13 protein-coding genes are annotated in these 14,277 nt (G+C 60.3%); all 13 read left to right on the plus strand.

Annotated elements, in window-relative coordinates; genetic code table 11:
- A partial coding sequence (locus tag A3714_RS13345) for an OB-fold nucleic acid binding domain-containing protein (protein ID WP_231867861.1) occupies positions 1–678 on the plus strand: 678 nt, incomplete at its 5' end.
- 341 nt (positions 679–1,019) lie between these two features.
- Positions 1,020–1,991 carry an acetyl-CoA carboxylase carboxyltransferase subunit alpha gene (locus tag A3714_RS13350; RefSeq protein WP_062818017.1) on the plus strand — a complete coding sequence of 324 codons (972 nt, stop codon included), beginning with the start codon at positions 1,020–1,022 and terminating at the stop codon, positions 1,989–1,991.
- 142 nt (positions 1,992–2,133) lie between these two features.
- On the plus strand, positions 2,134–3,423 hold the full coding sequence (gene tilS / locus A3714_RS13355) for a tRNA lysidine(34) synthetase TilS (RefSeq protein ID WP_063509001.1): 1,290 nt from the start codon (positions 2,134–2,136) through the stop codon (positions 3,421–3,423).
- Positions 3,424–3,714: 291 nt separating this feature from the next.
- Entirely contained in the window at positions 3,715–5,616 is a 1,902-nt protein-coding gene (locus tag A3714_RS13360) for an ATP-dependent DNA helicase RecQ (RefSeq protein WP_063509002.1), read from the plus strand.
- Positions 5,617–6,042: 426 nt separating this feature from the next.
- The gene (locus A3714_RS13365) at positions 6,043–7,671 is read left to right on the plus strand and encodes a CTP synthase (protein ID WP_062818020.1); all 1,629 of its coding nucleotides are present in this window, start codon (positions 6,043–6,045) and stop codon (positions 7,669–7,671) included.
- A gap of 17 nt (positions 7,672–7,688) precedes the next feature.
- Positions 7,689–8,531, plus strand: coding sequence for a 3-deoxy-8-phosphooctulonate synthase (kdsA, locus tag A3714_RS13370; protein WP_063509003.1), 843 nt, complete (start codon positions 7,689–7,691; stop codon positions 8,529–8,531).
- Positions 8,532–8,551: 20 nt separating this feature from the next.
- Positions 8,552–9,844, plus strand: a complete 1,293-nt coding sequence (eno, locus tag A3714_RS13375; protein WP_062818022.1) for a phosphopyruvate hydratase — start codon at positions 8,552–8,554, stop codon at positions 9,842–9,844.
- A 57-nt stretch (positions 9,845–9,901) separates the two neighbouring features.
- A complete protein-coding gene (locus tag A3714_RS13380; protein ID WP_062818023.1) occupies positions 9,902–10,207 on the plus strand; it encodes a septum formation initiator family protein in 306 nt (101 codons plus the stop codon).
- Complete coding sequence (ispD, locus tag A3714_RS13385; protein ID WP_082844775.1) at positions 10,204–10,917, plus strand: 2-C-methyl-D-erythritol 4-phosphate cytidylyltransferase; 714 nt, start codon at positions 10,204–10,206, stop codon at positions 10,915–10,917. Before A3714_RS13380 ends, ispD begins: the two co-directional genes overlap by 4 nt.
- Before the next feature lie 2 nt (positions 10,918–10,919).
- A complete protein-coding gene (gene ispF, locus A3714_RS13390) occupies positions 10,920–11,405 on the plus strand; it encodes a 2-C-methyl-D-erythritol 2,4-cyclodiphosphate synthase (protein WP_063509651.1) in 486 nt (161 codons plus the stop codon).
- Positions 11,402–12,418 (plus strand): tRNA pseudouridine(13) synthase TruD, encoded by a 1,017-nt coding sequence (truD, locus tag A3714_RS13395; protein WP_063509648.1) that lies wholly within the window; start codon positions 11,402–11,404, stop codon positions 12,416–12,418. The genes ispF and truD overlap by 4 nt, the downstream gene beginning before the upstream one ends.
- 38 nt (positions 12,419–12,456) lie before the next feature.
- Complete coding sequence (locus A3714_RS13400) at positions 12,457–13,119, plus strand: protein-L-isoaspartate(D-aspartate) O-methyltransferase (protein WP_063509647.1); 663 nt, start codon at positions 12,457–12,459, stop codon at positions 13,117–13,119.
- A 180-nt stretch (positions 13,120–13,299) separates the two neighbouring features.
- On the plus strand, positions 13,300–14,208 hold the full coding sequence (locus A3714_RS13405; RefSeq protein ID WP_063509646.1) for a DUF368 domain-containing protein: 909 nt from the start codon (positions 13,300–13,302) through the stop codon (positions 14,206–14,208).
- Positions 14,209–14,277: the final 69 nt, after the last annotated feature.

The following is a 14,277-nucleotide window of genomic DNA, read 5'->3' on the forward strand; positions in this document are numbered from 1 at the left end:
CCGGCTACCGCCGTGGAGTGGAAGCCGGCCCGGGCCTGGAACGATGACACCCGCCTCAATGGCGAGCGGGACACCCTGGGCCTGTTCCTTACCGGTCACCCCATTGATCAATACGAGAGTGAAGTCCGCCAGTTCGTCTCCGCCCGGTTGAACTCGCTGCAACCCACGGCCAAGGGTGAGGCCGCTACGGTGGCGGGGTTGGTGGTGGCGCTACGCATCACCCGCAGCAAGCGCAGTGGCGAGCGTATGGCGTTTGTGACCCTTGACGACAAGACCGGTCGGGTCGAGGTGTCGGTGTTCGGCAAGACGTTTGCCGAATATGGCGACCTTGTGCAAAAGGATGCGCTCCTGATCTTCAAGGGAGGCGTGCGGAATGACGACTACACTGGCGGCTTCAATCTGATAGCCGATGAGATCATGGACATGCGTCAGGCCCGGGAAACCTTCGCCCGCCGTCTGCGCGTGGCCGTGCCGGTCAGCGAAGCGCTACCCCAGCGACTGCAACAGACCCTGGCGCCGTATCAGGGCGGTAATACCCCGGTATTGCTGGATCTGGATCACCCGGTTGCCGCCGCCAGCTTCTGGATGGGGGATGCCTGGAAGATCAGTCCCCACGAGTCACTGGTGGAGGAACTCCGTGTGCAGTTCGGGGAAGACGCGGTACGGATGGAGTACTAGTTACAAGTTGAAAGTTAAAAGTTGAAACGCGGGAAGGGCTTGTCGAGCTTCAAGGCCGAGGTCGCGATTCTCGGTTCGGGCCGGGTTCGCGACGGTTGATTGGGTCGGGGGGCTGCGGCGTTACCCGCGTTGTAACTTTCAACTTTGAACTTTCAACTTCTCCTGAAACAGTTTGCAACCTAGCGGTGCGCTTCGCGTCTCGACCTTGTCATCCGGTTACGGCTACACTTGTGCAGGCCAATTTCCGGCGTCATGGATGACGTTTCCGCCAGCCATGCGCCAGACACATGGCGTACTATCCCGGCGCTTGCCAGCAAAACACCATAAACAGGCTCAGACATATGAACCCGAACTTCCTCGAATTTGAACAACCCATCGCAGACCTGGAAGCGAAAATCGAGGAGTTACGACTGGTTGGCAGTGGTAGCGAAGTCAATATTTCCGAGGAAGTGGCCAAGCTGCAGGAAAAGAGCATTTCGCTCACCGAAAACATTTTCAGCAACCTGAGTGCCTGGCAGATCTCCCAGCTGTCCCGCCACCCCAAGCGGCCTTACATGCTGGATTACATCAAGCGGATTTTCGCCGACTTCGACGAGCTGCACGGGGACCGGGCCTTTGCTGACGATCCGGCCATCGTCGGTGGCATTACCCGCCTGAATGCGCAGCCAGTGATGGTGATCGGTCATCAAAAAGGCCGCGAAGTGAAGGAGAAGGTGCGTCGCAATTTCGGCATGCCCAAGCCGGAAGGGTACCGCAAGGCCCTGCGACTGATGGAAATGGCCGAGCGATTCAAGATGCCCATTCTCACCTTTATCGACACCCCGGGTGCCTTTCCCGGTATTGATGCGGAAGAGCGGGGGCAGTCTGAAGCCATCGCCCGCAACCTGCGGGTCATGTCCCAGCTGAAAGTGCCGATCATCGCCACCGTCATCGGCGAGGGCGGCTCCGGCGGGGCGCTTGCCATTGGTGTCTGCGATCATCTGCAAATGCTGGAATTCTCTACCTACTCGGTGATCTCCCCGGAGGGTTGTGCCTCCATTCTCTGGCGCAGTGCCGACAAGGCGCCGGAAGCCGCCGCCGCCATGGGCCTGACTGCCGGTCGACTCCACGAGCTTGGCATTGTCGATCAGGTGATCAAGGAGCCCCTGGGCGGAGCCCACCGTGATTATGACCAAGCGGCCGATGCGATCCGCAAGGCCCTGGTGAAACAGCTGGATGCGCTCAAGGCCCTGGAGATAGACGCGCTGGTGGACCGCCGCTACGACCGCCTGATGAGCTACGGCAACGTGGATAGCGTCCCCGCTGACGAATAACCGATTACTGCCTCCCTGACTACCGGGTTAAGGCCCGGGCCCATGGATAGGGCAAGCGTCCTGCAACTGCTATGCTTGCAGGGTATGCGCTCAACCCTGAAGGTTGATCCTGTCTGTTTCCGTGCGAGTGATGACCTCCCCGATGCCAACGTCGCCACTGATTCCCGATCTGGCAGAACAGGCCCCGCCAGGGCCGCTGCTCCTTGCCTTTAGTGGTGGGCTGGATTCTTCCCTGCTGTTGCAGCTGCTGGTTGAGGCTGGGCTGGGGCCACGGTTGCGCGTGGTGCATATCAATCATCAACTGCAGCCAGACAGCGCGAACTGGGCAGCTCACTGCGAGCAGAGAGTTGCCGGCCTGGCTTTGCCATTCCGGGTGGTCACGGTAACGGTCAATACGGACAAGGGCATCGAAGCCGGGGCCCGCCAGGCCCGCTATCAGGCCCTGTTTGCGGACGCCCGGCATGACGGCGCCACGGTGATCACTGCCCATCACCGGGATGACCAGGCGGAAACCCTGTTGTTGCGATTGTTGCGTGGTGCCGGCGTGCAAGGCCTGGCGGCCATGGGAGCGCTGGATCATCGTCAGGGGACGACCCTCTGGCGCCCCCTGCTGGACCTGCCTCGCTCTGCATTGGAGCGCAGTGCCCGGGAGAGGGGGCTGCAATGGCAGGAAGATCCCAGTAATCAGGATCAACGCCTGCGCCGCAACTATCTGCGCCACAGTATTTTACCGGCCCTGCGTCAGCGCTGGCGGGGTGCCGATGAAATCCTGGCCCGAACCGCCAGGCACATGAGTGATGCCAGTGAATTGCTGGACGAAAGGGCGCAGGAGGATGCCGACGCCTGTGGTGTCAACGGTCAACAATTTCCATTGGCCGGATTGGCAGCCTTGCGCCCGGCCCGACAGCGCAACCTGTTGCGCTGGTGGCTCCATCGCCAGGGCGCCAGTGCGCCCAGCGCCGCGGTGCTTGCCGAATTGCTGGCCCTGCAGGATGCCGCGGAGGATAGCCAGGCCAGGGTGGAATGGGGGCACTGGGCCGTGCGCTTGTTCCGGGGGGCACTGTATTTGCTCCCCCGTGAGGCCCTGGCACCCTGGCAGGGCACCTTGTCCTGGCCGCAGGGGGCGCCGCCGCCATCACTGCCATTCTGGCAACTGTCGCCCACAGCCGGGGAGGGCGCAATAAGCCTGATGCGGCCGCCAGGCGATCTGACCCTGCGTCCCTTTACCGGTGGCACGCGTTTGCTGCGCAACGGCATGCACCAGCGCATCAAGGAACTGTGGCGAGCGGCTGGCGTGCCCCCATGGCAGCGGCATCAATGGCCACTGCTGTATCGGGGCGAGACGCTGGTATCGGTGCCGTTGGTGGGGGTGGCCGATGGCGAAGAGGCTGATCAATGCGAAGAATGGTTTTTGTTGCCGCACTCCCGTTAGCGATGTGAAGTGATGTATGCACCGCGAATGCTGGTTAAGGTGCAGTTCGCCTCCGGCTCAGTGCACCCTGCGATGACATGGGATGGGGGTAGGAGCTGGACGTATCGTTGGCCGTCTCCACACCAATACAGGCGACGAGCCTCATTGGCCAATGTCCTACGGGGTTGATCAACACTGACTGATATAGACGGGGATTTTGGGTCTGTACCCTGAGGTCTTGGATCTGCAAGGTGGCTCCCATGACCTCTGCCTCCTTGCTCTGAACTTCCGTCTGACTACCGAAGAGCCCTCATGCAAGACGTGCAGCAATTACTTCAACAGACATTCAAACTCCAGACCTTCCGTCCCGGTCAGCAGGCCGTCATCGACGCGCTACTGGCCGGGCGTTCGGCGCTGGCCGTGTTTCCCACCGGCGGTGGCAAGAGCCTGTGTTATCAGTTGCCGGCATTGATGCTGGATGGGCTGACGCTGGTTGTGTCGCCGTTGATTGCGCTGATGAAGGATCAGGTAGACCAGCTTAATCGGTTGAATATCCCGGCAGCACGACTGGATTCCAGTGTGGATGCCGGTGAGCTGCAGGCGATCTATCAAGGGCTCGACGATGGCACCATCAAGCTGCTCTATGTGGCGCCGGAGCGCCTCGCCAACGAGCGTTTTCTGGCACGGCTGAAACGCCTGTCGATCAGCATGATGGCAGTGGATGAGGCGCACTGTGTGTCCGAGTGGGGACATAACTTCCGCCCCGACTATCTGAAACTGGCGCAGCTGGCCGGGGATCTGAAGGTTGGGCGGGTGTTGGCACTGACGGCTACGGCCACTCCGCAGGTGGCAGAGCAGATTTGCAGCAGTTTCGATATCGCCAGGGCGGATCATATCCAGACCGGGTTTTTCCGTCCCAATCTGGCCCTGGCGGTGCGCCCTTGCCGCACCGACGAGCGTGATCGGTACCTGCTGGAACAGCTCACCCGCCGGCCTCCCGAGCCCTCCATCGTGTATGTAACCTTGCAGAAGACTGCCGAGACTGTGGCGGCCTTTTTGCAGAAACAGGGATTGAAGGCGCAGGCCTACCACGCCGGGCTGAAAGACGAGCCCCGCCATCAGGTGCAAGAGGCCTTCATGGCGGGTGAGGCCGATATCGTGGTTGCCACCATCGCCTTCGGGATGGGCATCGACAAGGCAGACATCCGCGCCATCTACCACTACAACCTGCCCAAGTCCCTGGAAAATTATATGCAGGAAATTGGCCGGGCCGGGCGCGACGGGGAACCTGCACACTGTCAGCTGCTGGCCAACCCGGACGACCTGACGGTTCTGGAGAATTTCACCTATGGGGATACCCCGGACAGTGGGTCGCTGGCCGCCCTGATTCGCTGGCTTCTGGCACAGCCAGCCCAGTTCGATCTTTCTGTTCATGAGTTGTCCGGCCAATTCGATGTGCGCCCCTTGGTCATCAACACCTTGCTCACTTATCTGGAACTGGATGGGGTGGTGCGCGCCACGGCGCCGTTCTATACCGAATACAAAGTGGCGTTCCCGTCCTCCCGGGAGGAGGTTCTGGCTGGCTTTGACCCGGAACGGGCCGGTTTTCTGGAGCGCCTGTTTGCCACCGGCAAGGAGGGGCGTATCTGGTTGACCCTGCGGCCTATTGATGCCGCCCAGACCCTGGGAGAGGATCGCTTGCGGATTCTCAGTGCCCTGAACTATCTGGAGCTGCAGCAGAAGATCGAGTTACGGGTGGCCGGTGTGCGTCAGGGGTATCGGATGCTGAATGTGCCAGCGGACCCTGAGCCAGTGATACAGCGTATGCAGGAGCAGTTTGCGCTGCGAGAGCAGCGCGATATTCAGCGTCTACAGACTGTCTGTGACTGGGCAGAGAGCACCGGGTGTCACCAACAGGCATTGGTGCGCTATTTCGGCGAGACCCTGGCGGCCCCCTGCGGCCAGTGCAGTGTGTGCCTCGGGGAAAAGCCGCAGTTGCCAGCCCGTCGTCGCAGGGCACCGGACCTGGCACTGATACAGGCTGTCCGTGAGGAAAACCATCAGGCTCTGGCTTCACCCCGGCAACTGGCCCGTTTTCTCTGTGGCATCAGCAGCCCCCGGGCCAGCCGTGCCCGGCTGGCCCGGCACCCGGCGTTTGGCTCGCAGATGGACGCGCCGTTTTCCGAGGTGCTGGCCGCCTGCGAGAGTGCCTGATGTGGGAAACGTGGGGTGTGGCCCCGGGAGGCGTTTCGAGGAGCGAGTTGCGGGTGACGAAAGGCCTGCCCGGTTTTGCATTTCGGGACTCGCACCTCGCAACTCGCTGGGCCTGATAAGTCGCACCGGAAGTCGGAATAAGGCCTTAGGGGATCCGGATGCGTTTGTACCGGGTATCGTCCGGCACCACTTTTTACGCTCACCGGAGCGATTCCGATTGAGGCGCACGACGCCTTCTGTTAACATTTTCTCCCGTCCTGATGTAGCGCAAGCCCCTGAATTTTCAGGTGTTCAACCATCACTTGCGTAGCTGGCCAACCCGATTCAGAAAGCCCCTTGCCCGTGTCATGCGTGCAGGGTGTTTTTTTATTGGTGCCGGTTACACTGGTGAGAGTGCTACCAACCCACTAGCAATCTGGTGAGTGCATGTCACGTTTCATCTTTGTCACCGGCGGTGTGGTGTCGTCTCTGGGTAAGGGGATCACTTCCGCATCCCTGGCCACTTTGTTGGAAGCCCGCGGCCTCAACGTCACCCTGATCAAAATGGATCCCTACATCAATGTGGATCCTGGCACCATGAGCCCTTACCAGCACGGTGAGGTATTCGTGACCGAAGACGGCGCCGAAACCGACCTGGACCTGGGTCACTACGAGCGTTTTATCCGCACTCGCCTGAGCCGCCGCAACAGCTTTACCACCGGCCGTGTCTATCAGGACGTGCTGGACAAGGAGCGTCGCGGCGAGTATCTGGGCGCCACCGTCCAGGTCATTCCCCATATTACCGACGAGATCAAGCTGAAGATCCGCGAAGGGGCAGGGGATGCGGATGTGGCCATCGTGGAAATCGGTGGTACCGCCGGTGACATCGAGTCCTTGCCGTTTCTGGAGGCAGCCCGGCAGATGCGCGTGGAGCTGGGGTCCAGCCAGTCCCTGCTGGTGCACCTGACCCTGGTGCCCTATATCGCCACCGCCGGCGAGATCAAGACCAAACCCACCCAGCATTCCGTGAAAGAGCTGCGTTCCATCGGCCTGCAGCCGGATATTCTGGTCTGCCGTGCGGATGACCCGATTCCGCAGAGCGCCCGGGACAAGATAGCCCTGTTTACCAATGTGGAAGCCCGGGCGGTGATTTCCTCACCGGACTGCAAGACCATTTACCAGGTACCCCGCGGCATGCACGAGCAGGGCCTGGATGCCATCGTGGTGGACAAGTTCGGGCTGGATTTGCCGGAACCGGATCTGAGTGAGTGGGATCGAGTGGTGGAAGCCCAGCTCAACCCGGAGAATGAAGTCACCGTGGGCATGGTGGGCAAGTACATCGAACTGGTGGATGCCTACAAGTCACTCAACGAGGCCCTGATCCACGCGGGCATCAGCAATCGGGCCAAGGTCAATATCCTCTACCTGGATGCGGAAGATATTGAGCGCGAGGGCACCGGCGTGCTGGCCAATCTGGACGCCATCCTGGTGCCCGGCGGGTTTGGCGACCGGGGCACTGAAGGCAAGATTGCCGCGATTCGCTACGCCCGCGAGAACAAGGTGCCATACCTGGGTATCTGCCTTGGCATGCAACTGGCGGTGATCGAATATGCCCGTCACGTGGCCGGCATCGAAAAGGCGCACTCTTCCGAACTGCGTCCGGATACGCCGGACCCGGTCGTGGGGCTGATCACCGAGTGGACCACAGAAGATGGCCACAAGGAGCAACGCTCGGAAGAGTCCGATCTGGGTGGCACCATGCGTCTGGGTGGTCAGGAATGTATTCTGGAGGCGGGCAGCCGTGCGGCCGAGTGTTACGGCAGCACCCGCATCGTCGAGCGTCACCGTCATCGCTACGAAGTGAACAATAATTACCTGCCCCAGCTGGAAGGCGCCGGTCTGAAGATTGTCGGTCGCTCCGTGGATGGTGAACTGGTGGAAGTGATCGAAGTGGCAGACCACCCCTGGTTTGTGGCCTGTCAGTTCCACCCGGAGTTTACCTCCACGCCTCGTGATGGCCATGGCCTGTTCAAGGGTTATGTGGCCGCAGCTCTGGCGGCACAGAAAACACACTAAGGAAAGGTGATCCCGTAATGCAGAAGACCATCAAACTCGGCGAGCTGGAATTTGCCAACGACAAGCCCATGGCCCTATTCGGTGGCATGAATGTGCTGGAATCCCGTGATCTGGCCATGCAGGTGGCGGAAGCCTATGCGGAAGTGACCAGCAAACTGGGCATTCCCTGGGTGTTCAAGGCCAGTTTCGACAAGGCCAACCGCTCCTCGCTGAGTTCCTACCGGGGCCCGGGTATGGACGAAGGCCTGAAGATCTTTGAAGAGATCAAGCAGACCTTCAACTGCCCGCTGATCACCGATGTGCATGAACCCTATCAGGCCGCACCAGTGGCAGAGGTGTGCGATATCATCCAGTTGCCGGCCTTTCTGGCGCGGCAGACCGATCTGGTGGTGGCCATGGCGAAAACCTGTGCCATCATCAATATCAAGAAACCCCAGTTCCTCGCTCCCCACGAGATGAGCCACATCCTGCACAAGTGCGAGGATGCCGGGAACGATCAGCTTATCCTCTGCGAGCGTGGTTCCAGTTTCGGGTACAACAACCTGGTCGTGGATATGCTCGGCTTCGGCATCATGAAGAAGTTCAATTACCCGGTGTTTTTCGACGTGACCCATGCCCTGCAGAAGCCGGGCGGTCGCGCTGACAGCGCCGATGGCCGCCGTGCCCAGGTGGCCGAACTGGGCCGTGCCGGCATCAGCCAGGGTATCGCCGGACTGTTCCTGGAGGCCCATCCGGATCCGGATAATGCCAAATGCGATGGCCCCTGCGCCCTGCGACTGGACCGTCTGGAGCCATTCCTTGCCCAGATGCAAACCCTGGATAATACCGTCAAGGCACTGCCTGCCTTTGAAAACAACTGATTGAAGAGAGATTGACTGTCATGTCCAAGATCGTTGACATCAAAGCCCGCGAAATTCTCGACTCCCGTGGCAATCCCACCATTGAAGCCGATGTGGTTCTGGAATCCGGTGCTTCCGGCAGTGCCTGTGCCCCCAGCGGCGCATCCACCGGCTCCCGTGAAGCGCTGGAACTGCGCGATGGTGACAAGGCCCGATACCTGGGCAAGGGCGTTACCAAGGCCGTTGGCAATGTGAATTCTGCCATCCGTGAATTGCTGGTGGGTATGGACGCCTGCGACCAGAAGGCGCTGGACAAGGCCATGATCGATGCCGACGGCACCGAGAACAAGGCCAAGTTCGGTGCCAATGCGATTCTCGCCGTGTCCCTGGCCGCCGCCAAAGCCGCTGCCATCGATCAGGGCAAGCCCCTGTACGAGTACATTTCCGACCTGCAGGACGACGATAACGAGTACTCCCTGCCGGTGCCGATGATGAACATCATCAACGGCGGCGAACACGCGGATAACAACGTGGATATCCAGGAGTTCATGATCCAGCCGGTGGGCGCGCCCACCGTGGCCGAGGCCATCCGTTATGGTGCTGAGATCTTCCATGCCCTGAAAGGCGTGCTGAAAAAACGTGGGCTGAACACCGCAGTGGGTGACGAAGGCGGTTTCGCCCCGGACCTGCCCAGCAACGAGGCCGCCCTGGAAGCGATCATGGAAGCCATCGAGATTGCCGGCTACAAAGCCGGTGATGACGTGACTCTGGCCCTGGACTGCGCTGCCAGCGAATTCTACAAGGATGGAAAATACGTGCTGGCCGGCGAAGGCCGCAGCATGAACTCCGAAGAATTTGCCAGCTACCTGGCAGAGCTGTGCGACCGTTATCCGATCATCTCCATCGAAGACGGCATGGATGAATCTGACTGGGATGGCTGGAAAATCCTGACCGAGAAGCTGGGTAACAAGGTGCAGCTGGTGGGCGACGACCTGTTCGTGACCAACACCAAAATCCTCAAGCGCGGTATTGATGAAGGGGTGGCCAACTCGATCCTGATCAAGTTCAACCAGATTGGTTCTCTCACCGAAACCCTGGATGCCATCAAGATGGCCAAGGATGCAGGATATACCGCGGTCATTTCCCACCGTAGCGGTGAAACCGCCGACAGCACCATCGCCGACCTGGCCGTTGCCACTGCCGCCGGCCAGATCAAGACCGGCTCCCTGTGTCGCTCGGATCGTGTTGCCAAGTACAACCGTCTGATTCGCATTGAGCAGGAACTGGGCCGTGCCGCCTACCATGGCCGCAAAGAGTTCAAGTTCCTCGGCTAAATGATGTCGGAGACCAAGCCCAGCAGAGCAGCCAAGGGATCGGGAAAGCGGGAGGCCATGCAGTTGTCTCCCGCCAGACAGATCGTGATTGCGCTGCTGGCGCTGGTGTTCGTCGGTCTGCAGGCTCGCCTGTGGTTCGGCGAAGGCAGTGTTCGGCACGTGGCCACCCTGGAAAAAGAGGTGGCCGCACTCAAGCAGAGCAATGCCAAATTGAATGAGCGGAACCGCTTGATGGCTGCTGACGTGAGAGATCTCAAGCGGGGCACCGAAGCGGTGGAAGAGATTGCCCGAAAGGACCTGGGCATGATCCGCGACGGTGAAACCTTCTTCCTGATTCTAGAACAACCCCGGGGCGGCGAGTGAATCCAGTCATTGGCGGCCCCCTCTATGCGGTGGTACCGGCTGCCGGTATCGGTGAACGCATGGGGGCAGGTTTTCCCAAGCAATACCTGTCCCTGGCCGGGAAAACCCTGGCCGAACATACCCTCAATCGTCTGTTGTCCTTTGCGCCTATCGACAGGGTTCTGGTGGCCGTATCCGCGCAGGACCCCTGGTGGCCGACCCTGGGGGTTTCCTCTCATCCCCGGATTGCCACCGTTACCGGTGGGGCGGCACGGGCGGAATCCGTGCGCAATGGTGTTAGCCAGGCCCTGGCGCTGGGTGGAGAAAGTGCCTGGGTGCTGGTCCATGACATGGCCCGACCCCTGGTGCGGTTATCGGATATTCAAAACCTGCTCGATCAGACGGACAGGCAGGGTGCCATCCTGGCACTGCCCGTGGTGGATACCATCAAGCAGGCGGATGACAGTAACCACATTTCGGCGACCCTGAATCGTGACTGCATCTGGCGAGCCCTGACACCGCAACTGTTTCCCGCACGCCGGCTGCTCGACGCGCTGCAGGGCGATCTCACCGGGATCACCGATGAAGCGTCCGCCATGGAAAGAGCCGGTTGCAGTCCGGCGCTCGTGGCCGGCCATGGCGACAATATCAAGATTACCGTGCCGGAAGACCTGGCCCTGGCGCGCTATTATCTGGGCCGCCAGCTGGGCGATGAGGAGAACATGTTGTGAGTATCCGTATCGGTCAGGGTTTTGATGTCCATGCTTTCACAGAAGGTGACCATGTCATGCTGGGTGGCGTGGCGATTCCCCATGACCAGGGGCTCAAGGCCCATTCAGATGGGGATGTGGCGCTGCATGCTCTCTCGGATGCCTTGCTTGGCGCTCTGGCGCTGGGTGACATCGGCCATTATTTCCCCGACACAGACCCGCAGTGGAAGGGCGCGGATTCCGGCAAGCTGCTTGCCGCGATTTATCAGGATGTGACCGCCGCCGGCTGGCAACTGGGCAATGCGGATCTGACTGTTATTTGCCAGGCCCCCAAACTGGCACCCCATATCGGCGCCATGCGTCAGCGTATTGCTGACCTGCTCGGTTGCAGCGCGGCACAGATTTCGGTGAAGGCGACCACCACCGAAAAGCTGGGCTTCACCGGCCGCAAGGAAGGCATTGCAGTGCAGGCGGTCGTGCTGCTGGTGGCAACAGCGGGGCCCCGATGAGCCTGCCTCGCGCCCATGGTGGCCCGGCGGCCAGGGGAGTATTGAAAGCCTCTCCTGCGGATTTCCAGGTAGTCGAACATATGCACGTGCGCCCGGAGGGCGAGGGTGAGCATCTGTGGCTGGAAATCGAGAAATGTGGCTGGAATACGGAAGATGTGGCCTTGCTGCTGGCCAAGCAGGCGGGCGTTCACCGTCTGGCCGTGGGGTACAGTGGACTCAAGGACAAGCATGCCATTACCCGCCAGTGGTTCAGCCTGCACCTGCCGGGCAAGGACGATCCTGACTTTGTCTGGCCTGAAGGACTGCGGCTTTTGCAGGGGATACGGCACCGGCGCAAGCTGAATCGGGGTACCCATCGGGCCAATGGTTTTGTGCTTCGCGTTACCGGTTTTCAGGGTGATCGTCAGACTGTGGAGCAGCAACTGGTGGCCATTGATCGCCAGGGCGTGCCGAATTATTTCGGCGAGCAACGCTTTGGTCGTGGTGAAGGCAATCTGGTTCGCGGTACAGCATGGTTGAGTGGCGGCGAAGCGCCCCGCAAGAAAGCCCTGCGCAGCTTATGGCTGTCAGCAGTGCGCAGCGACCTGTTCAATCGTGTGCTGGCCGAGCGCGTTGAACGCCAATGCTGGGACCGGGTACTGGCTGGCGACCTGCTGCAGCCGGAAGGAAGTCGTGGTCTGTTTCCGGCGGACGAGGATCCTGACGCCGGGGAAAGGGTGATTGCCGGTCAGGTTCATCCCACCGGCCCTTTGCCGGGGGTGCCGGGCATGGCATCATCTGGCCCTTGCCGGGAACTGGAGCAGCAGGTGCTTGCTCCGCATGCCACCGTTATCCACGGCCTGTGCAAGATGGGTGTTGACGAAGCTCGTCGGGCCACACGCTTGCCGGTACGGGACTTGCAATGGTCCTGGCAATCGGAAAGGGAAGGAGAAGCGTGTCTGGAGCTGGCGTTTACGCTGCCCACAGGCGCTTTTGCCACGACAGTGATGGCGGAAATTATAAAGCCTGAATAATCCGCCGAGAGGCAAATCCAGAGGCAAAAGAAGTACAGATGGATATCCAACTTAGCGGCATCGGCATGACCTCTGCACGGACCCGGGATCGTCTGGTGCAGCGGCTACGCGATGCCGGCATCAGTGATGAGCGGGTACTTGATGCCATTCGCAATACTCCACGTCACCTGTTTATTGAAGAAGCCCTGGCTCACCAGGCCTACGACGATACCGCGCTGCCCATCGGCCACGGCCAGACCATTTCCCAGCCCTGGGTGGTGGCACGTATGACCGAATTGTTGATCGCTAACGGCAGGCCCACCAAGGTACTGGAGATCGGTACCGGCTGTGGTTATCAGACAGCGGTGCTGGCCCAGTTCTGTGATGCACTTTATTCCGTGGAACGGATCCGGCCGTTACAGGATCAGGCGCGCAAGCGGTTGATAAAGCTGGGCCTGGCGCGGGTACAACTCAAACATGCGGATGGTGGTTTCGGCTGGAAGAGCGAAGCGCCTTTTGATGGCATTCTCGCCGCCTGTGCCCGTGCAGAAATTCCCGATGATTTGTTGTCACAACTGGCAGACGGCGGTCGTCTGGTGATGCCGGTGGGAGGTGACCGTCAGCAGATCCTCACGGTCGTCGACCGCGACGGAGACAAGTTTCATGTGCAATCACTGGATGCTGTTCGTTTTGTGCCGTTCCAGCGTGGGATAATGCGATAAGGCAGCTACAAGCTTCAAACTACAAGCTACAAGGCGCGACCAGGATGGAAATTAGCGAATAAGCATTGCCCGCGGCCAATCGTCTGGAGCGCGGATCTGGTGGCGATGAAACTACAATACTGAGCCCGTGTTGCAGCTTGAAGCTTGTAGCTTGCGGCTTATCAACAACGCAGGGGCAACATGATCCGACCCGGTATTTTTTTTCGCGGCATGGCCATGGGCGCGGCCGATGTGGTGCCCGGTGTGTCTGGTGGCACCCTGGCATTGATCACGGGCATTTATGAAGAGTTGATCGATACCCTGGGGGGGCTGACACCGCGCCTGCTGAAGGTGTGGCGCCAGCAGGGTTTCATGGCGTTCTGGGCCCAGGCCAACCTGACTTTTCTGATCACCCTGTTAGCGGGCATCGTCACAAGTATTGCCCTGCTGGCCCGCCTGATAACCTGGCTGCTGGATACCCATCCAGTGCCGGTATGGGCCTTCTTCAGCGGCCTGATTCTGGCCAGTATCTTTCTGGTGTTAAAACCCCTGCAACAGCGAGGGGGCGCTCAGGTTATGGCGTTTCTGGCAGGCACCGCCGTGGCCGTTGCTATCGGCTTGGCCCCCGCCCTGTCGGCAGTGGGGAGCGGCGCCACGGTGTTTTTCTTCAGTGGCATGCTGGCTATCTGTGCCATGATCCTGCCCGGCATTTCCGGCAGTTTTATCCTTCTTTTACTGGGAATGTACCAACCGGTGCTGGAGGCGGTGAAGCAAGGTGAGATACCGTTGTTGCTGGCTTTTATGGCCGGCTGCGCCATCGGGCTGCTGAGTTTTGTGCATGTGCTTAAATGGACCCTGCACCGTTACCACGACACGGTAATGGCGTTGCTCGCCGGGTTTATGGCAGGTTCGCTGCTGAAATTGTGGCCCTGGCGGATAGCGGAAGGTGAGGGTGTGGCTGATCGCTGGCTCACACCCGCGCAATACGCCACCCTGACCGGCGAGGGGTCGCAACTGGGACTGGCCCTGTTGGCCGCGCTGCTGGCGTCCGTGCTGGTGTGGCTATTGTATCGGCTGGCGCCGGTGCATAATGTTGCGCAGGGCTCGTAGCCAATGCATTTCGGTACCGCGGGCGGGTACCCTTACGACGGAGTGGGTAATGGTTTGCCAACAGGCGAC

This window comes from Alcanivorax sp. HI0007, assembly GCF_001635525.1.
In the GTDB taxonomy this organism is placed as follows: domain Bacteria; phylum Pseudomonadota; class Gammaproteobacteria; order Pseudomonadales; family Alcanivoracaceae; genus Alcanivorax.